Origin of the sequence: Streptomyces sp. NPDC018610 (assembly GCF_044391765.1) — a bacterium.
GTDB lineage: Bacteria > Actinomycetota > Actinomycetes > Streptomycetales > Streptomycetaceae > Streptomyces.
Genome location: NZ_JBISAL010000002.1, coordinates 65928 through 85512, shown reverse-complemented (window position 1 = coordinate 85512; position 19585 = coordinate 65928). Strand labels below are relative to the sequence as shown.

Genomic DNA, 19585 nt, shown 5'->3' with positions numbered 1-19585 from the left:
GCGGACGGTTTCGGGCAGAAGGTTTCGGCCACGCGGCCGGGCCGGTGGCCGGGGATTCCCCTTGTCCGGGTGTCCGCCCGTGTGTTCTTGTGGTGCCCGACGGGCGTGTGACGGGGGGCGAGGGTGATGGCGACGGCGGACGGTGGCGGACGGCTGCTGGCCGTCAGCGACCTGCACATCGGATACCGCGAGAACCGCGATCTGGTGGAACGGATGGAACCGGACTCGCCGGACGACTGGCTGCTGGTCGCCGGGGACGTCGCCGAGACCGTCACCGACATCCGCTGGGCGCTGAAGACGCTGGCGAGCCGCTTCCGCAAGGTCGTCTGGGCACCCGGCAACCACGAACTGTGGACCCACCCGAAGGACACCGTCGCCCTGCGCGGCGTCGCCCGCTACGAGCACCTGGTCGAACTCTGCCGCGACCTCGGCGTCACGACGCCCGAGGACCCCTACCCCGTCTGGGAAGGACCCGGCGGACCGGTGGCCGTGGCCCCGCTGTTCCTGCTCTACGACTACTCGTTCCTGCCGGCCGGCTGCACCACCAAGGACGAGGGGCTGGCCTACGCGCACGGAACCGGGATCGTCTGCAACGACGAGTTCCTGCTGCACCCCGACCCCTACCCGAGCCGGGAGGCGTGGTGCCGGGCCCGGGTCGCCGAAACCGGGCGCAGACTCGCGAGGCTCCCCGCCGACCTGCCGACCGTGCTCGTCAACCACTACCCGCTGGACCGGCACCCCATGGACGTGCTGTGGCACCCCGAGTTCGCCATGTGGTGCGGCACCCGGCTGACCGCCGACTGGCACCGCAGGTTCCGCGTCGCCGCCATGGTCTACGGTCACCTCCACATCCCCCGCACCACCTGGCACGAGGGCGTCCGCTTCGAGGAGGTGTCGGTGGGATACCCCCGCGAGTGGCGCAAGCGGCCGGGACCGCCGGGCGGACTGCGCCGGATACTGCCGATGGAGGATCGAACCGTTGATCGATGAGCTGCTCCCGGCCTCGGTGGTGGCCGTGGAGGCGTACGGCGACGAGCAGGGCGCCCTGCCCCCGCTGTTTCCCGAGGAGGAGGCGGTCGTGGCGCGCGCCGTCGACAAGCGCCGCCGCGAGTTCGCCGTCGTACGGGGCTGCGCCCGGCGCGCCATGGAGAAACTGGGCGTCCAGCCGCAGCCCCTCGTGCCGGCGGACCGCGGGGCGCCCGTCTGGCCGCTGGGCCTGACGGGCAGCATGACCCACTGCGAGGGGTACTGCGCCGCGGCCCTGGTGCGCGCCGCCGACCTGGCCTCCCTCGGCATCGACGCGGAGCCGCACGAGCCCCTCCCGGACGGAGTGCTCGACGCCGTCGCCCTGCCCGGCGAGACGCGGCGGCTGGCCGCCCTGGCGGCCCGGGACACCGCGGTCCACTGGGACCGGCTGCTGTTCAGCGCCAAGGAGTCCGTGTACAAGGCGTGGTTCCCGCTGACCGGGAAGTGGCTCGACTTCTCGGAGGCGGACATCGAGGTGTACCCGGACCCCGGCACGCCCCGCCGCGGTCGTTTCCGCGCCGCGCTGCTCGTCCCGGGCCCCGTGGTCGGCGGCCGCCGCCTCACCGGCTTCGAGGGCCGGTGGACCGTCGGCGGCGACCTGGTCGCCACCGCGGTCACCGTCCCGCACTCCTGACCAGGCCCGCACGCTCGGCCCGGTCCGGACTCCTCGGGCCCGGGCCGGACCCTTCGGACCTGGCCCGGGCCGCCGTGCCCGGGCCGGGCACGGCGGCGGTCCGTCAGGAGGTGCGCGACCAGGTGTCGAGCAGGTCGAAGAAGGCCTCCTCGTTGCCCGTCAGGCCGGCCCGGTCGAGGGCCCGTTCCGCCTCCGCGAGGACGGAGGGCGGGACGAGCGCCGGCCGGCCGGCGGCCGGCGGGGCGTCGAAGGCGGCGCGCACGGTGTGCAGCAGCCGCAGATAGGCCTGGACGGCGGTGCGCTCGTGGTCGGTCAGTACGGCGGTCGGCATGGGTGGCTCTCCCCGGTTTCGGCGTCACACTCTCCCGCGCCCGGTCGTGCGCGGGGCGCGGTGCCACACCAGCTTGCCGCCCACCACTGACAACGCCCCCGCGTCGCGCTCCGGTTCGCCCGCCGGACGCGGGGACGGCGCTGGTCCAGGGCCTGTCTGTCGATTCCCGCCGGGCCCGCGACGCCTGGCGCCGTTCCCCCGAGCTCTTCGAGCAGGGGGTGCCCCCGGCCGCGCTGTCGGGCACGCCCCGGTACACCCGGTACGAGGACGACCCTCCGCCTTGCGATGTTCCCCCACTGCCTGAACGGCGTGGGAGGTGCCCCCATCACCAGACCGCCGCGGGCTGATCCGACGCGAACGGTCAGACGCCCTAGGGGCGGTCCCGGGGCGGGAGGTCGCCTTCCGCTTCCACGCGCCGGCCCAGGTAACCGAGCGACGCCTCGATCCGCCCCGCCAGATGATCGCGCTGCACCGGCCCGCGCAGCGAGGAACCGGCCAGCCACGTACGGCACTTGCTGGCGAGCAGCAGGCCGAAGCTCTCCGCTTCCTCCTCCTGGGCCAGGTCGAACCGGCTGCGCGCGGCCACCTTGCGGACGGTCGCCCGGAGATCGGCGCCCTCGTCGAGCAGCCGCGCGGCCACCGACGCCCCCTCGACGTGGTGGCTGTGGTGCCCGGCCTGCATGTGCCACAGCTCGTGGCCGAGGATCACCAACTGGTGGTCGGGGGCGGTGCGTTCCTCGACGAGCAGCAGGTCCTGGTCGCTCATGTCCAGCCACAGCCCGCTGGCCGTCCCGGGCGGGAAGGCGGCCGTACGAAAGCGCACCGGCCGTCCGCGCCGCCTGCTCATCGCCTCGCACAGGCCGGCCAGCAGATCGGCGGGCGGGGCGGGCGCGGTCAGGGCGAGCTCGCCCACCAGCGCACCGCACAGCCGGCGCATGTCCCTGCCGATGCCCGCGCCCCTGCCCAGCATCACGACTCGGGCCGCTTGACGCTCTCCAGGAGCATGTCCAGCCACTCGGCGACCTTGTCCCGGTGCTGGTCGGTGGGCAGCTGCGCGGCCCGCCAGGCGATCCCGCGGACGCCGTGGTTCTGCAGCAGCCGCTCCAGCGGGTCGTCGGCTGCGGCCGCCGCCTCCCGCTCCCGGTCCGCGAGCCGTTGCAGCAGTTCCTGCTCGGTGCGCTGCAGGGCGCCCGCGAGCGCCTCCGGGTCCTCGGCGGTCAGGAAGCCCGCGTGCACCCGGAAGAACCGCTGGATGGCGTCGCAGTGCTCCATGGTGGGGCGCCGGTCGCCGTTGATGAGGGCCCCCGCCTGCTGGCGCGACATCCCCGCGCCGTCGGCGATCTCCTGCTGCGTGTAGCGCCGCCGGTTGGGCTTGAGCCGGGTGCGGCGCAGCAGGTCCAGCCGCTGCAGGAAGCGGGCCTGCACATCCGGTTCGCCCGCGGGCCGGCCGCTCAGCAGTGCTTTGATCACGGGCTCGGGCACGCCGCAGGCCACGGACAGGCGGGCGACGTCGAAGACCTCCGCCTGGGGTACGCCCAGCCGTTCGGCGAGCGTGGTGACACGTGCGACGACCGCCGACAGGACAGCCGACGCCACGGTACCCGGATCCTCGATGCCATCCGTCACCGACAGATCTCCTACGTCTCTCTCAGACTTCTCACAGGGCAGGGTGCCGTGAACCTCCCGGAGAGTAGCCCGTTGTTCGAACTCACATCCAGGTCTCGCCACAACTGTGGCCAATTTCAGCCGTCGAGCGGCATGAAATGCCACGATAGTTGACACGGCCCCGTCCGAACAGCAGGATCAAGGCGCCGCGTGAAGGCCGCAGAGGCAAGAGGGGTGACCTCCCGATGGCATTTCAGGCAGGAGGACAACGGCCGGTGCCGCGGTCCGCTCCCGTCAGTCCCGAGGCGCAGGCCTACCTGCAGGACTACGCCATGCTTCTGGAGGCCGTCTCCTTCCCGTCCTTCGTCGTCGACCACCGGTGGGACGTCGTTCTGACCAACGGCGCCTTCACGTCGCTCTTCGGCGGCGTCGGCCCGTACCCGACGGCCATGCCCGGCGAGAACTTCCTGCGCTTCGTGCTGTTCCACCCGGAGGCCGGGTCCGTCCTCGGCGACCACGAGTCCCGCTGGTGCCTGCCGATGCTGGCCCAGTTCGCGGCGACCACGGAGCGTCTGGGCCACGATCCCGGTCTGCAGGCCATCCGCCGGGACATCGCCCAGGACCCGATCATGGAGGCCGCCTACCGGCACGGCCTGCCGCACTGGATCCGGGCGGTCGGCCCGGCGGCCGCCGAGCCCGACGGCGCGGTCCGTCCGCTGCTGCACCCCGATCCTCGCTGGGGCGCCACCGACTGCCGGGTCGTCGAGGAGACCCCGGCCACCCTGCGGGAGCTGGGCTACACCCGGCTGACCCTGGTCCTGCGCGAGCCGCCCCGGCCCGCCCGGCCCCGGCACCGGCCGCGCCGTGCCCGCCGCCCGGCCGGCCACCTCAGCGTGGTTCCCGCACCCGAGGCCTGACGCCCGGCACCGCCGGCGTTCAGGTCGCCGACGGCGCCGGGCGTCAGACCCGGCCCGGCAGGGCTCCGCACGGCCACCGAAGGAACGGCTCAGCGGGCCCCCGGACGGCTCCGAGGAGCCTGGTCCGGGCGAGCTCGGGGAGGTCGTTCCCGGCCACCGGGCGGGGGCGGGCCGCCGCCCGCACCCGGGTCCGCCTGTACGGGCCGGACGGCGCGTCATGCCCTCCGGAGCCGGGTACGTTCGCGCCCGGCGCCCTTGCCCGACGCCCTTGCCCGGCGCTCTCGCCCGCGGCCCCCGCCCCGAGCCGGTCCGGGACCGGGGTGTCCCCGAGGCATCCCCCTGCATCCGGCCCCGCGCGCGGGAGGCACGCCGGACGCGACGAGTCCACCCCCGCGTTACGCAAGTTGCTTGCGCTTCTTGCGCTAGGCTTGCGTGCATGACGCGACGACTTGCGGAAGTGGCGAAGAAGGTCGGAGTCAGCGAGGCAACGGTCAGCCGGGTGCTCAACGGCAAGCCAGGCGTCTCCGCTGCCACCCGGCAGGCGGTGCTGTCCGCGCTGGACGTCCTCGGTTACGAGCGGCCCACGCAGCTGCGCGGCGAGCGGGCCCGGCTGGTCGGCCTGGTCCTGCCGGAGCTGCAGAACCCCATCTTCCCGGCGTTCGCCGAGGTGATCGGCGGAGCGCTGGCCCAGCTGGGGCTCACGCCCGTGCTGTGCACGCAGACCAAGGGCGGGGTGTCCGAGGCGGACTACGTGGAGCTGCTGCTGCAGCAGCAGGTCTCCGGCGTGGTCTTCGCCGGCGGCCTCTACGCGCAGGCGGACGCGCCGCACGACCACTACCGGCTGCTGGCCGAGCGCAACATCCCCGTGGTGCTGGTCAACGCGGGGATCGAGCGCCTGGGCTTTCCCGGGGTGTCCTGCGACGACGCGGTCGCCGTGGAGCAGGCCTGGCGGCACCTGGTCTCCCTGGGGCACGAGCGGATCGGCCTCGTCCTCGGCCCGGGCGACCACGTGCCCTCCGCGCGGAAGCTGGCGGCGGCCCGCGCGCTCGGCGCCGAACTGCCCGACGAGTTCGTCGCCCGCGCCATCTTCTCCATCGAGGGCGGCCACGCGGCGGCGACCAAGCTCATCGACCGGGGCGTCACCGGGTTCATCTGCGCCAGCGACCCGCTCGCGCTCGGCGTCGTACGGGCCGCCCGGCGCCGCGGCCTCGACGTCCCGTCGCGCGTCTCCGTCGTCGGCTACGACGACTCGGCGCTGATGAACTGCACGGAACCGCCGCTGACCACCGTGCGCCAGCCCATCGAGTCCATGGGCAAGGCCGCCGTCGAGCTGCTCAACGCGCAGATCGCCGGCAGCGCCGTACCGGCCGACGAGCTGCTGTTCGAACCAGAACTGGTCGTACGCGGCTCCACCGCGCAGGCCCCGCGCGACTGACGCGCCCAGGGCTCCGGGGCCGGCCCGACCGGACCCCGGGCCCCAGGCGGCCGAGCCCGGACCGACCGGGCCCCACGCCCAGGCCGCCCGCGCTCCACGGGCCACCCGGGCCCCACGCCCAAGCCACCCGGGCCCTGCGCCCAGCCCGCCCGGCCCCGCGACCGACTGGCACGTCCTCCACCCACGCACCCGCGTACGCCCCGGCGCCCGCGCCCGCCTCCGCCCCCGCCCAGGCCCGTGACGACTCGTCACGGGCCTGCAATCGCTTTCTCCGCCTTCGTGCGGACCCGCTACACCCCCAGCAAATTCCCGTCTCAAAGATCCTGTCAGCTGTCAAATAATTGCGGATTCTGCGCGAGATCTTGCGCCCAGCCCTCTCCGGTGCTTGAGTGTGCGGCGCCCACCGCTCCTGCCCAGAGGGGTCCACCGATGAGAAGCACCGGGTTCCGACACGCCGTCGCCGCGATCGGCGTCTGTTCCCTCGCCCTCGCCGTGACGTCGTGCGGTTCGAACGACGACGACACGGCGAGCGGCAAGACCCGCATCACGGTCAACTGCGAGCCGCCCAAGAGCGCCAAGGTCGACCGGAAGTTCTTCGACGAGGACACGGCGTCCTTCGAGAAGCAGAACCCGGACATCGACGTCGTCACGCACGACGCGTTCCCCTGCGAGGACCCCAAGACGTTCGACGCCAAGCTGGCCGGCGGCCAGATGGAGGACGTCTTCTACACGTACTTCACCGACGTCAAGCACGTCGTCGACACCGGCCAGGCCGCCGACCTCACCCCGTACGTCAAGGAGTTGAAGAGCTACGGCACCCTCCAGAAGCAGCTGCGTGACATCTACACCGTCGACGGCAAGGTCTACGGCATCCCGCGCACCGGCTACTCGATGGGCCTGATCTACAACAAGAAGCTCTTCCAGAAGGCCGGCCTCGACCCCGAGAAGCCGCCGACCACCTGGGAAGAGGTCCGCGCCGACGCCAGGAAGATCGCCGCGCTCGGCGGCGGCACCGTCGGCTACGCCGACTACAGCGCCCAGAACCAGGGCGGCTGGCACTTCACCGCCGAGATGTACTCCCAGGGCGGTGACATCGTCAGCGCCGACGGCAAGAAGGCCATCATCGACACCCCCGAGGGCCGGGCCGTCCTGCAGAACCTGCACGACATGCGCTGGACCGACGACTCCATGGGCAGCAAGCAGCTCCTCGTCATCAACGACGTCCAGCTGCTCATGGGCACGGGCAAGCTCGGCATGTACCTGGCCGCCCCCGACAACATCCCGATCCTGGTCAAGGAGAAGGGCGGCAACTACACGGACCTCGCCCTCGCCCCGATGCCCGGCGGCAAGGGCACCCTCGTCGGCGGTGACGGCTACATGTTCAACAAGAAGGACACGCCCGCCCAGATCCGCGCCGGCCTGAAGTACCTCGACCATATGTTCCTCACCCCCGGCAAGGGCTTCCTCGGCGACTACGCCCGCGCCAAGAAGAACAACGCGCCCGTCGGCCTGCCCGAGCCGCGTCTGTTCACCGGCGCCGCCGACGCCACCGACCAGCAGGTCAAGAAGGCCAACGCCAACGTCCCGGTGGAGAACTACCAGCCCTTCCTGGACGGCAACCAGAACATCCAGCTGAAGGTCGAGCCGCCGAACGCGCAGCAGATCTACTCCGTCCTCGACGGCGTCGTCTCCGCCGTCCTCACCAAGAAGGACGCCGACATCGACCGACTGATCAAGGACGCCTCCGGCAAGATCGACGGCATCCTGGCCCGGAGCTGACCGACGATGACGAAAACGGCCGAGCGGCGGCCCGCCGAGGCGATGGCCGTCCACCCGGTACAGGCGCCGCCCCGGGCAGGGGACCGGAGGCGGCGCCGCCTCGCCGAACAGGCCCGCGCCTACGCCTTCCTCCTCGGCGGTCTGATCTGCTTCGCCCTGTTCTCCTGGTACCCGGCGATCCGCGCCGTCGTGATCGCCTTCCAGAAGTACACGCCGGGCAACCCGCCCGAGTGGGTCGGCACCGACAACTTCACCCACGTCCTGCACGACCCCGAGTTCGGCGCCGCCTGGCGCAACACCCTCACCTTCACCCTGCTCGCCCTGCTGATCGGCTTCGCCGTCCCGTTCGTCCTGGCCCTCGTCCTGAACGAACTCCGGCACGCGAAGGCCTTCTTCCGCGTCGTCGTCTACCTGCCGGTGATGATCCCGCCGGTGGTCAGCGCCCTGCTGTGGAAGTGGTTCTACGACCCCGGCGCCGGCCTCGCCAACGAGACGCTGCGCGCCCTGCACCTGCCCACCTCGAACTGGACCAACGGCACCGACACGGCGCTGGTCTCCCTGGTCCTCGTGGCGACCTGGGCCAACCTCGGCGGCACCGTCCTCATCTACCTCGCCGCCCTGCAGTCGATCCCCGGCGAACTGTACGAGGCCGCCGAACTGGACGGCGCGAACATCCTCCAGCGCGTCCGCCACGTCACGATCCCGCAGACCCGTTTCGTGATCCTGATGCTGATGCTGCTCCAGGTCATCGCCACCATGCAGGTGTTCACCGAACCGTTCGTGATCACGGGCGGCGGCCCGGAGAGCGCCACGGTCACCGTCCTCTACCTCATCTACAAGTACGCCTTCCTCTACAACGACTTCGGCGGCGCCTGCGCGCTGAGCGTCATGCTGCTGGTGCTGCTCGGCGTCTTCTCCGCGATCTATCTCCGGCTCACCCGGTCCGGCTCCGGTGAGGAGTACGCATGAGCAGCGCGACCCGCACCCTCGTCTCCCCGGCCACCCTGGCCCGCCCGCGCGGCAAGGCCCTGTACTGGACCGTGTTCGGCGCGGTCGTGGCCCTGTTCACGCTGGCCTTCCTCTTCCCCGTCTACTGGATGGTGACCGGCGCGACCAAGTCGCCCGACGAGGTGGCCCGGACGCCGCCCACCCTGGTCCCCGAGCACTGGCACGCGGGAGCCTTCACCGACGCCTGGGACCTGATGCAGCTGCCGCAGCACCTGTGGAACACCGTCGTCCAGGCCGCCGGCGCCTGGGCCTTCCAGCTGGTGTTCTGCACGGCCGCCGCCTACGCCCTGTCCAAGCTGAGACCGGCCTTCGGCAAGGTGATCCTGGGCGGCATCCTCGCCACCCTGATGGTTCCGGCCCAGGCCCTGGTCGTGCCGAAGTACCTCACCGTCGCCGACCTCCCCCTCATCCACACCAGCCTGCTCGACGACCCCCTCGCGATCTGGCTGCCGGCCGTCGCCAACGCCTTCAACCTCTACCTGCTCAAACGGTTCTTCGACCAGATCCCGCGCGACGTGCTGGAGGCCGCGGAGATCGACGGCGCGGGCAAGCTGCGCATCCTGTGGTCGATCGTGCTGCCGATCTCCCGGCCGGTGCTCGGCGTCGTGTCGATCTTCGCGCTGGTCGCGGTCTGGCAGGACTTCCTGTGGCCGCTGATGGTCTTCTCCGACACCGGCAAGCAGCCCATCAGCGTCGCCCTGGTGCAGCTGTCGCAGAACATCCAGCTGACCGTGCTCATCGCCGCCATGGTGATCGCCAGCATCCCGATGGTCGCCCTCTTCCTCGTCTTCCAGCGGCACATCATCGCCGGGATCAGCGCGGGCAGCACGAAGGGCTGACACCGCCCCTTCGCACCGACACAGAAAGGCAGGCACAGTGGGACAGCCCACCCATGCCCGAAACGGCCGCGACGACGCCGACTGGTGGCGCGACGCCGTCCTCTACCAGGTCTACGTCCGCAGCTTCGCCGACGGCGACGGCGACGGCACCGGCGACCTCGCGGGCGTCCGCTCCCGGCTCCCGTACCTCGCCGAACTCGGCGTGGACGCGCTCTGGTTCAGCCCCTGGTATCTCTCCCCGATGAAGGACGGCGGCTACGACGTCGCCGACTACCGCGCCATCGACCCCGCCTTCGGCACCCTCGCCGAGGCGGAGAAGGTGATCGCCGAGGCCCGTGAGCTCGGCATCCGCACCATCGTCGACATCGTGCCCAACCACGTCTCCGACCAGCACCCGTGGTTCCGTGCCGCCCGCGCCGCCGCCCCCGGCGCGCCCGAGCGGGAGCTGTTCCACTTCCGGCCCGGAAGAGGCGAGCACGGCGAACTCCCGCCCAACAACTGGACATCCGAGTTCGGCGGCCCGGCCTGGAGCCGGCTCCCGGACGGCGACTGGTACCTGCACCTCTTCGCCCCCGAGCAGCCCGACGTCAACTGGGCCCACCCGGCGGTCCGCCAGGAGCACGAGGACATCCTCCGCTTCTGGTTCGAGCGCCAAGTGGCCGGAGTGCGCATCGACTCGGCCGCGCTGCTCGTCAAGGACCCCGCGCTGCCCGACTTCACCGAGGGCCGGGGCCCGCATCCGTACGTCGACCGGGACGACCTGCACGACGTCTACCGTTCCTGGCGCCGGCTCGCGGACGAGTACGGCGGTGTCTTCGTCGGCGAGGTGTGGCTGCCCGACAGCGAGCGCTTCGCCCGTTACCTGCGCCCCGACGAGCTGCACAGCGCCTTCAACTTCGCCTTCATGTCCTGTCCCTGGGACGCGGAGAGGTTGCGCACGTCCATCGACGAGACCCTGGCCGAGCACGCCCCCGTGGGCGCCCCCGCCACCTGGGTGCTCTGCAACCACGACATCACCCGCACCGTCACCCGCTACGGCCGCGCCGACACCGGGTTCGACTTCGCCGCCAAGGCGTTCGGCACCCCCACCGACCTCGCCCTGGGCACCCGCCGGGCGCGCGCCGCCGCCCTGCTCTCCCTCGCGCTGCCCGGCGCGGTCTACGTCTACCAGGGCGAGGAACTCGGGCTGCCCGAGGCCGACATCCCCGTCGACCGCATCCAGGACCCGATGCACTTCCGCTCCGGAGGCACCGACCCGGGCCGCGACGGCTGCCGCGTCCCGCTGCCCTGGACCGCCGACGCGCCGCACGCGGGCTTCGGCTCCCGCGAGGAGCCGTGGCTTCCCCAGCCGGCCGACTGGGTCTCGTACGCCGTGGACCGCCAGGCGGGCGACCCCGACTCGATGCTCGCCCTCTACCGCCGGGCGATCCGTCTGCGCCCGGCGTTCGGCGGCGCCCCCCTGACCTGGCTGCCCGCCCCCGACGGCGTCCTCGCCTTCAGCCGTGCCGAGGGGACGGTCTGCGTGGTCAACCTCTCCGCCGAGCCCGCCGAACTGCCGGACCACTCGCGGATCCTGCTGGCCAGCGGCCCGCTGGACACGGCCGGCCGGCTTCCCCAGGACACAGCGGTCTGGCTGCGTTCCTGACCGCGCGGCCGGAGGGCCGTACCACCCCGCACAGCGCTATCCCCGCACCCCCACTCGAAGGGATCAGCACATGCACGGCACCCGCACGTCCGAAGCCGCCCGGCGCCTGCCGGCCGTCTGCGTCACCGTCGCCCTCGCCGCCGGCATGCTCGGCACCCTCACGGCCCCCGCCGCCCACGCGGCGGCGGGCGCCGCCCTCCCCTTCACCTCGGTCGAGGCCGAGTCCGCCACCACCAACGGCACCCGGATCGGGCCCGACCACACCCAGGGCACCCTCGCCTCGGAGGCCTCCGGCCGCCAGGTCGTGCGCCTGTCCGCCGGACAGCGCGTCGAGTTCACCGCACCCCGCGCGGCCAACGCCGTGAACGTCTCCTACAACGTCCCCGACGGCCAGTCCGGCACGCTGAACGTCTACGTCAACGGCGTCCGGCTGGACAAGACCATCGCCGTCACCTCCAAGTACTCCTACGTCGACACCGGCTGGATCGCCGGCGCCAGGACGCACCACTTCTACGACAACGCCCGCCTGTTGCTCGGCCGCGACGTCCAGGCCGGCGACAAGATCGCCGTGGAGGCGGCGAACGTCCAGGTCACGGTGGACGTCGCCGACTTCGAACAGGTGGCCGCCGCGGCCACGCAGCCCGCCGGATCGGTCTCCGTCACGGCCAAGGGCGCCGACCCCAGCGGCCGGGGCGACTCCACCCAGGCCTTCCGCGACGCCGTCAACGCCGCCCAGGGCGGGGTGGTGTGGATCCCACCCGGCGACTACCGGCTGACCTCCTCGCTCGGCGGCGTGCAGAACGTCACGCTCCAGGGCGCGGGCAGCTGGTACTCCGTCGTGCACAGCTCCAGCTTCGTCAACCAGGGCAGCTCGGCGGGCAACGTCCACCTCAAGGACTTCGCGGTCATCGGCGAGGTCACCGAGCGCAACGACTCCAGCCCCGACAACTTCGTCAACGGCTCCCTCGGCCCGAACTCCTCCGTCTCCGGCATGTGGATCCAGCACCTGAAGTGCGGCCTGTGGCTGACCGGGACCAACGACAACCTGGTCGTCGAGAACAACCGCATCCTCGACACCACGGCCGACGGCCTCAACCTCAACGGCAACGCCAAGGGCGTCAAGGTGCGCGGGAACTTCCTGCGCAACCAGGGCGACGACTCGCTCGCCATGTGGTCCCTCAACGCCCCGGACACCGGCAGCAGCTTCGAGAACAACACCATCAGCCAGCCCAACCTGGCCAACGGCATCGCGATCTACGGCGGCACCGACATCGCCGTCAGGAACAACCTGATCTCCGACACCAACGCCCTCGGCAGCGGCATCGCGATCTCCAACCAGAAGTTCGCCGACCCCTTCAACCCGCTCGCCGGCACCATCACCGTCGACGGCAACACCCTCGTGCGCACCGGCGCGATCAACCCCAACTGGGGCCACCCGATGGGCGCGCTGCGCGTCGACTCCTACGACAGCGCCATCGACGCCACGGTGAACATCACCAACACCACGATCACCGACAGCCCCTACAGCGCCTTCGAGTTCGTCTCGGGCGGCGGCACCGGCAACCCGGTCCGCAACGTCACCGTGAACGGCGCGACCGTGAGGAACACCGGCACGGTCGTCGTCCAGGCCGAGACACCGGGCGCCGCCACCTTCCGCAACGTGACCGCGACCGGCGTCGGCGCCGCCGGGATCTACAACTGCCCCTACCCGGCGAGCTCGGGCGGCTTCGCGCTCACCGACGGCGGCGGCAACTCCGGCTGGAACACCACCTGGTCGAGCTGCTCCAGCTGGCCGCAGCCGGGCCAGGGCAACCCGGACCCCGACCCGAACCGCGACCTCGCCAAGGGCCGCCCGGCCACCGCCACCGGCTCCCAGGACGTCTACACACCCGGCAAGGCCGTCGACGGTGACGCGAACAGCTACTGGGAGTCCGCCAACAACGCCTTCCCGCAGTCCCTCACCGTCGACCTCGGCTCCAGCCAGAGCGTGCGCCGGCTGGTGCTGAAGCTGCCGCCGTCCCCGGCGTGGGGCGCCCGCACCCAGACCGTCGCCGTGCTCGGCAGCGGTGACGGATCGGCGTACTCGACGGTGGCCGGCGCACAGGGCTACCGCTTCGATCCGGCGACCGGCAACACCGTCACCGTGAACCTCCCCAGCGGCACCAGCCTGCGCTATCTGCGGCTGACGGTCACCGGCAACACGGGCTGGCCGGCGGGCCAGTTCAGCGAGGTGGAGGCCTACTCCGCACCGTGACCGCGGCCGGCCGGGCCCCCGCGGGCCCGGCCCCGCGCGCCCTTCGGCCGGGCGCCGCCCCTCCACCGCCGGGAGGGCCGGCGCCCGGCCGAAACCCGTCGCCGCACGTACCTCTCACCGTCACACGGACGACACCGCACCCTTCCCCCGCGTTCGGTGCTCTTGGAACACTCGCTGCGCACAGCACCGATTCCGTACCGGCCGTCCGTGCGCCAGGATGAGAGGTCCTTCCCCCATGCCGTCACCCACGCCCGAAGTCAACCGGCGCCGCTTCCTGCAGATCGCGGGCGCGACCACCGCGTTCACCGCGCTCTCCGGAAGCATCCAGCAGGCCGCCGCCCTGCCCGCCAACCGTCGCACGGGGTCGATCGAGGACGTCGAGCACATCGTCGTCCTCATGCAGGAGAACCGCTCCTTCGACCACTACTTCGGCACCCTCAAGGGCGTACGCGGCTTCGGCGACCCGCGCCCGGTCGCCCTGCCCGGCGGCAAGAGCGTCTGGTACCAGACGAACGCCGCCGGCAAGGAGATACCGCCCTTCCACCCCGACGCCGACGATCTGGGCCTGGCCTTCATCCAGGACCTCCCGCACGGCTGGAACGACGGCCACGCCGCCTTCGACGGCGGCCGCTACGACAAGTGGGTGCCGTCCAAGGGCAGTACGACGATGGCGTACCTGACCCGCGACGACATCCCCTTCCACTACGCGCTCGCCGACGCCTTCACCGTCTGCGACGCCTACCACTGCTCGTTCATCGGCTCCACCGACCCCAACCGCTACTACATGTGGTCCGGTTACGTCGGCAACGACGGCCAGGGCGGCGGCCCCGTCCTCGGCAACGACGAGGCCGGCTACGGCTGGACGACGTACCCCGAGCGGCTGGAGAAGGCGGGCGTCTCCTGGAGGATCTACCAGGACGTCGGCGACGACCTCGACGCGGCCGGCGGCTGGGGCTGGATCGATGACGCCTACCGCGGCAACTACGGCGACAACTCCCTGCTCTACTTCGACCAGTACCGCGACGCCAAGCCCGGCGACCCGCTCTACGACAAGGCCCGCACCGGCACCGACGCCCGCAAGGGGGAGGGCTACTTCGACCGGCTGAAGGCCGACGTCCAGGGCGGCAAGCTGCCCCAGGTGTCCTGGATCGTCGCCCCCGAGGCCTTCACCGAGCACCCCAACTGGCCCGCCAACTACGGCGCCTGGTACGTGTCCCAGGTCCTCGACGCGCTGACCTCCGACCCCCAGGTGTGGGCGAAGACCGCGCTGTTCATCACCTACGACGAGAACGACGGCTTCTTCGACCACCTCGTCCCGCCCTTCGCGCCGGCCTCCGCCGACCGGGGCCTGTCCACGGTCGACGTCACCCAGGACGTCTTCAAGGGCGACGCCGGCCACGTCGCCGGGCCGTACGGGCTCGGCCAGCGCGTGCCCATGCTCGTCGTCTCGCCGTGGAGCAAGGGCGGATACGTCTGCTCCGAGACGTTCGACCACACCTCGATCATCCGCTTCATCGAGCGCCGCTTCGGCGTGCACGAGCCGAACATCTCGCCCTGGCGGCGCGCGATCTGCGGCGACCTGACCGCCGCCTTCGACTTCGCCGGGGCCGACACCCGGCCGGCCGCCCTCCCGGACACCGCCGGCTACCGGCCGCCGGACAAGAACCGCCACCCCGACTACGTGCCGGTCCCGCCCGCCCAGGGCGCCCTGCCGAAGCAGGAGCGCGGCGGGCGCCCCACCCGGCCGCTGAAGTACGCGCCCGTGGTCGACGGCACGGCGGACACGACGACCGGCAGGTTCGCGCTGACCTTCTCCTCTGGGGCCGGTGCGGGCGCCGCGTTCCTCGTCACCTCCGCCAACCGCACCGACGGCCCCTGGACCTACACCACCGAGGCCGGCAAGACCGTCGCCGACACCTGGAACTCGGTCTACTCCGGCGGCGCTCATGACCTGACCGTGCACGGCCCCAACGGCTTCCTGCGCGCCTTCCGCAACCCCGGCAAGGCCGTCGGCCCCGAGGTGATCGCCCGGTACGCCGGCGACGACATCGAGCTGACCTTCACCAACAAGGGCGGCTCGACGGTGACGTTGAAGGTGGCGAACGGCTACGGCGGGCAGGTCGCCGCCGTCCGGGTCGGCCCCGGCGCCACGGTGCGCCGCCGCTTCTCCCTCGCGGCGAGCGGACGCTGGTACGACCTGACCGTCACCTCCGAGACCGACGGGGGCTTCTTGCGGCGGTTCGCCGGACATGTCGAGAACGGCCGTCCCGGCGTGAGCGATCCGGCGATCGCGACGCGCTGACCTGGGATCGCGGGGGCGCACTGGCGGGAGCGGGAGGGCGGTTGCTTTCCGGCCGGCTCGCGGTAGTGTGCCCCGGTGACCACGCATTCGAACACCCCTGCAGGCTGGTACCCCGATCCGCACGGCGCGGCCCAGACGCTGCGTTACTGGGACGGCTCGCAATGGACCGAGCACACCCACGCCGGCCAACAGGCCCCCGCGGGGCAGCAGGTACCGCCGCAGGTGCCGGCCCAGCCGGCCGCCCCCGACGCGCGCGTGCAGCACCAGGTGCGGCAGCAGGCCGGTGTCGCCGGCGCCGGCGCGGGCGGCGGCACGCTGTTCAGCGAGCCGGTGCTCGTGGTGAACCAGAAGGCCAAGCTGATCGAGCTGACCAACGAGTACAAGGTCTTCGACCAGAACGGCAATCAGATCGGCGCGGTCACCGAGATCGGGCAGAACGCGCTGAAGAAGATCCTCCGGTTCGTCTCCAGCCTCGACCAGTTCATGACGCACAAGCTGGAGATCCGGGACGGATACGGTCAGCCGCAACTGGTCCTCACCCGGCCCGCGAAGATCTTCAAGTCCCGGGTCATCGTCTCCCGTCCGGACGGCACGCAGGTCGGCGAGATCGTCCAGCGGAACGTCTTCGGCAAGATCAACTTTGCGATGAACGCGGGCGGCCAGCAGGTCGGCGCGATCAAGGCGGAGAACTGGCGCGCCTGGAACTTCGCGATCGTCGACCACGCCGACAACGAGGTCGCCCGGATCACGAAGACCTGGGAGGGCCTGGCCAAGACCATGTTCACCACCGCGGACAACTACGTCCTGCAGATCCACTACCAGCTGCCCGAGCCGCTGCTGAGCCTGGTCGTGGCGACGGCGCTGACCGTCGACACCGCCCTCAAGCAGGACTCCCGCGGCCTCGGCTGACGCGGCCGGCCGGCAAGCCCGCGCGCCCCGGTGACGGTCACGACGAGGTGACCGTCACCGGGGCGCGGTCGTCACAGCGGGGTGAGGTGCTCCGGTCCGGACCGCCGCCGCCGGGGCAGCAGCGCCGGCTCTCGGGACGCCGACCGGGGTTCCAGCGCCAGGACCGCGGCCACGGGGTGCGCCTCGTCGCCGTCGTCCTCGGCGGGGCCGGGGGGTCCGGGCTCCGGGTCCGCGGTGCCGGCGTCCGCGGTGCGCGGCGCCGCCCGTGAGAGCGCGACCACGCCCCAGGAGGCCAGCGCCGCCCCGGCCAGCGCGAACAGCACGCCCCGTACGCCCCCGTGCAGCCCCTGGCCGAGCAGCGTCAGGCCGATCACGGCGGCCGCCACCGGGTTGGCCAGCGTCACCACCGCGAGCGGGGCGCCGAGGCCCCCGCGGTAGGCGGTCTGCGACAGCAGCAGCCCGCCGGCCGCGAAGGCCGCGACCAGCAGCGCCACGATGATCACACGCGCGCTGAGCAGAGGTCCGGTGTGGTCCGTGGCGGCCACCGTGACCGTCTGGGTGAGCGCCGAGGCCACGCCCGAGGCCAGTCCGGAGGCGGTCGCGTGACGCAGCCCCGGCCGCGCCCCGGGCCGGGACAGCGCGCCGATGAGGACGGCCGTCGCACCGGCGACGGCCAGCGCCTCGGCCGGACTCAGCACCCGGTGGGGCGCCGGTCCGGACGCCGCGAGGAGCAGCGCGCCGAGTCCGAGCAGGGTGAGGACGGTGCCCCGCCACTCGGCCGCCACGACCCGTCGTCCCGCCAGCCGCGCCCCCATCGGCACGGCCGCCACCAGGGTGAGCGCGCCGAGCGGCTGGACCACGGTCAGCGGGCCGTACTTGAGGGCCACCACGTGCAGCAGGGCCGCGGACCCGTTCAGCGCGACGGAGCACCACCAGGCGCCCGAGCGCAGCAGCCGGAGCGCGCCGGTGCCCGCGGTGCGCGAGGCGAGCCGTTCCTGGGCGACGGCCGCGGCCGCGTAGGCGACGGCCGAGACCAGCGACAGGAGCACCGCGAGCAGGGCGGCGCTCATCGGGCCGCTCCCACGAGGACGTTCTCCCCGGCCGGTGCGGCCTGGGCCGGGATCCGGCCGGCGGCCGCTGCGCGGCGCGGCCGCGGTATCGCCACCAGGGCGAGGGCGAGCAGCGCGGTGGCCGCCAGGGCGTCGAGCCAGTAGTGGTTCGCGGTGCCCACGATCACCAGCAGGGTGAACAGCGGGTGCAGCAGCCACAGCCGGCGCCATCGCGACCGGGTGGCGGCGATCAGCGCGAGGGCCACCATCAGGGCCCAGCCGAAGTGCAGCGAGGGCATCGCCGCGAACTGGTTCGAGAGGTGGTCGGTCTTGGGCGGCCCGTACACCGAGGGCCCGTAGACCCGCGCGGTGTCCACCAGGTGGGCCGCGCCGAGCATCCGCGGCGGGGCCAGCGGGAAGGTGAGATGCAGCACCAGGGCCGCCGCGGTCACCGCGGCGAGCACCCGCCGGGTCCAGACGTAGTGCGCCGGGCGGCGCAGGTAGAGCCACACCAGCAGGCCCACGGTGGCGGGGAAGTGCACGGTCGCGTAGTAGGTGTTCGCGAGGTGCACCAGGGTGTCGCCGTGCAGCAGCAGGGACTGGACCCGGCCCTCGTCGGGCAGGTGGGCCCAGCGCTCCAGGTCCCACACGTCCCGGGCGTTGTGGAAGGCCTCGCCGGTGTGGTCGGCGGCCAGTTGTCTGCCGACCTTGTAGACCAGGAACAGCCCGGCCACGAGCAGGAGTTCGCGTACGAGTGCGGGCCGTGCGGGCCGTGCGGGCCTGCCGGGCTCCGCTGCGGCGGCCTCGTCCAGGAGTGTCATGCCCCGGCCCCTTCGCTGGCGTGGTGCGTGTGCGTGCTCGCCGGTCCTGCCGGGCGGCGGGCTCGGACGATCTCATCGATACGGTACCGTACCGATACGGCAGTGTACCGATACGTCGCGGTACCGGTACACTGACGTATCGATCAATGTGCGTCACACGGCACGCGCCACACTGGACAGTGGCCGGACCCGGATCACGATCACGAGTGAGGAGAAGAGCGATGACATCGCAGGCCGCGGACGGACCGGACACGGTTGTCGCCTCGCGCCGCTCCAAGATCACGCCCGAGCGTGAGCAGGAGTTCTTCGATGCCGTGCTCGAACAGATCCGCGAGTGCGGGTACGACGCCGTCACCATGGAGGGCGTCGCCGCCACCACCCGGTGCAGCAAGTCCACGCTCTACCGGCAGTGGAAGAACAAGCCGCAGTTCGTCGTGGCGGCGCTGCGGGCCAACCGCCGGGCACGGTTCACGGGGATCGACACCGGGTCGCTCGCCGAGGACCTGAGACTGGTCGCGCGGACCGCGGGCGAGTGGTCGGGCAAGGACACCCGGCTCCTCCAGGCGCTCGGCCACGCGATCACGCAGGACCCCGAACTGAAGCGGGCGTTGCGCGAGACGCTGGTCGAGCCGGAGGTCGCCGCGCTGCGCGAGATCCTGCGGCGCGGGGTCGAGCGGGGCGAGGTCCGCGCCGGCGAACCGGCGCTGGAGTACGTGCCCGCGCAGATGTTCGGCGTGCTGCGCATCCGACCCGTTCTCGACGGGGAGTACGCCGACCCGGACTACATGGTCCGGTTCGTGGAGGCCGCGGTGCTGCCCGCGCTCGGCCTCGATTGAAGACTCAGGCCGCCGTCCGAGGGATGACTGGACGGCGACCTGCTCGCGCCGCACCGTGGGGACGGGGGCGGCGCGCACCCCGGCCGGGGGGGGGGGGGCGGGGGGGGGGGGGGGGGCGCCCCCCCCCCCCCCCGCCCCCCCCCGGGGGGGGGGGGGGCCCCGGGGGCGCCCCCCCCCCCCCCCCCCCCCCCCGTA

17 protein-coding genes are annotated in these 19585 nt (G+C 72.4%); 12 read left to right on the top strand and 5 right to left on the bottom strand.

From position 1 onward, the window contains the following. The first annotated feature begins 126 nt into the window (after positions 1 to 126). The gene (locus tag ACH5A8_RS05910; protein ID WP_398998428.1) at positions 127 to 990 is read left to right on the top strand and encodes a metallophosphoesterase family protein; all 864 of its coding nucleotides are present in this window, start codon (positions 127 to 129) and stop codon (positions 988 to 990) included. Next, on the top strand, positions 980 to 1660 hold the full coding sequence (locus tag ACH5A8_RS05905) for a 4'-phosphopantetheinyl transferase (protein ID WP_398998426.1): 681 nt from the start codon (positions 980 to 982) through the stop codon (positions 1658 to 1660). Before ACH5A8_RS05910 ends, ACH5A8_RS05905 begins: the two co-directional genes overlap by 11 nt. 103 nt (positions 1661 to 1763) lie before the next feature. On the opposite strand, the gene ACH5A8_RS05900 is transcribed toward ACH5A8_RS05905, so the two are convergent. From ACH5A8_RS05900 to ACH5A8_RS05890, 3 genes are all read right to left on the bottom strand, one after another. Continuing rightward, positions 1764 to 1991: a hypothetical protein gene (locus tag ACH5A8_RS05900; RefSeq protein ID WP_398998424.1), complete on the bottom strand. Its 228-nt coding sequence runs from the start codon at positions 1989 to 1991 to the stop codon at positions 1764 to 1766. A 370-nt stretch (positions 1992 to 2361) separates the two neighbouring features. Continuing rightward, a complete protein-coding gene (locus ACH5A8_RS05895; RefSeq protein ID WP_398999747.1) occupies positions 2362 to 2928 on the bottom strand; it encodes a toxin-antitoxin system, toxin component in 567 nt (188 codons plus the stop codon). Positions 2929 to 2960: 32 nt separating this feature from the next. Beyond that, positions 2961 to 3617 carry a helix-turn-helix domain-containing protein gene (locus tag ACH5A8_RS05890; protein WP_398998422.1) on the bottom strand — a complete coding sequence of 219 codons (657 nt, stop codon included), beginning with the start codon at positions 3615 to 3617 and terminating at the stop codon, positions 2961 to 2963. 224 nt (positions 3618 to 3841) lie between these two features. Here ACH5A8_RS05890 and ACH5A8_RS05885 point away from each other — a divergent pair, with 224 nt between their 5' ends. The 9 genes from ACH5A8_RS05885 to ACH5A8_RS05845 all read left to right on the top strand — a co-directional run bounded on the left by ACH5A8_RS05885 (position 3842) and on the right by ACH5A8_RS05845 (position 16684). Beyond that, the gene (locus tag ACH5A8_RS05885) at positions 3842 to 4513 is read left to right on the top strand and encodes a hypothetical protein (RefSeq protein WP_398998420.1); all 672 of its coding nucleotides are present in this window, start codon (positions 3842 to 3844) and stop codon (positions 4511 to 4513) included. Positions 4514 to 4949: 436 nt separating this feature from the next. Further along, a complete protein-coding gene (locus tag ACH5A8_RS05880) occupies positions 4950 to 5948 on the top strand; it encodes a LacI family DNA-binding transcriptional regulator (RefSeq protein ID WP_398998418.1) in 999 nt (332 codons plus the stop codon). A gap of 429 nt (positions 5949 to 6377) precedes the next feature. Beyond that, positions 6378 to 7727, top strand: coding sequence for an ABC transporter substrate-binding protein (locus ACH5A8_RS05875; protein ID WP_398998416.1), 1350 nt, complete (start codon positions 6378 to 6380; stop codon positions 7725 to 7727). Between the two features lie 6 nt (positions 7728 to 7733). Beyond that, a complete protein-coding gene (locus ACH5A8_RS05870) occupies positions 7734 to 8696 on the top strand; it encodes a carbohydrate ABC transporter permease (RefSeq protein ID WP_398998414.1) in 963 nt (320 codons plus the stop codon). Continuing rightward, positions 8693 to 9574, top strand: coding sequence for a carbohydrate ABC transporter permease (locus tag ACH5A8_RS05865; RefSeq protein WP_398998412.1), 882 nt, complete (start codon positions 8693 to 8695; stop codon positions 9572 to 9574). The genes ACH5A8_RS05870 and ACH5A8_RS05865 overlap by 4 nt, the downstream gene beginning before the upstream one ends. A 37-nt stretch (positions 9575 to 9611) precedes the next feature. Next, positions 9612 to 11219, top strand: a complete 1608-nt coding sequence (locus tag ACH5A8_RS05860) for a glycoside hydrolase family 13 protein (protein ID WP_398998410.1) — start codon at positions 9612 to 9614, stop codon at positions 11217 to 11219. Positions 11220 to 11289: 70 nt separating this feature from the next. Next, positions 11290 to 13473 carry a discoidin domain-containing protein gene (locus ACH5A8_RS05855; RefSeq protein ID WP_398998407.1) on the top strand — a complete coding sequence of 728 codons (2184 nt, stop codon included), beginning with the start codon at positions 11290 to 11292 and terminating at the stop codon, positions 13471 to 13473. A gap of 235 nt (positions 13474 to 13708) precedes the next feature. After that, positions 13709 to 15775: a phosphocholine-specific phospholipase C gene (locus tag ACH5A8_RS05850; RefSeq protein ID WP_398998405.1), complete on the top strand. Its 2067-nt coding sequence runs from the start codon at positions 13709 to 13711 to the stop codon at positions 15773 to 15775. A 75-nt stretch (positions 15776 to 15850) separates the two neighbouring features. Further along, positions 15851 to 16684: a phospholipid scramblase-related protein gene (locus tag ACH5A8_RS05845; protein WP_398998403.1), complete on the top strand. Its 834-nt coding sequence runs from the start codon at positions 15851 to 15853 to the stop codon at positions 16682 to 16684. A gap of 71 nt (positions 16685 to 16755) precedes the next feature. Here ACH5A8_RS05845 and ACH5A8_RS05840 read toward each other — a convergent pair whose 3' ends face one another. Further along, positions 16756 to 17754, bottom strand: a complete 999-nt coding sequence (locus ACH5A8_RS05840) for a hypothetical protein (RefSeq protein WP_398998401.1) — start codon at positions 17752 to 17754, stop codon at positions 16756 to 16758. Then, positions 17751 to 18554: a phosphatase PAP2 family protein gene (locus ACH5A8_RS05835; RefSeq protein ID WP_398998399.1), complete on the bottom strand. Its 804-nt coding sequence runs from the start codon at positions 18552 to 18554 to the stop codon at positions 17751 to 17753. Before ACH5A8_RS05835 ends, ACH5A8_RS05840 begins: the two co-directional genes overlap by 4 nt. Positions 18555 to 18775: 221 nt before the next feature. On the opposite strand from ACH5A8_RS05835, the gene ACH5A8_RS05830 reads away from it, so the two are divergent. Further along, entirely contained in the window at positions 18776 to 19390 is a 615-nt protein-coding gene (locus tag ACH5A8_RS05830) for a TetR/AcrR family transcriptional regulator (RefSeq protein ID WP_398998397.1), read from the top strand. Positions 19391 to 19585 lie beyond the last annotated feature (195 nt).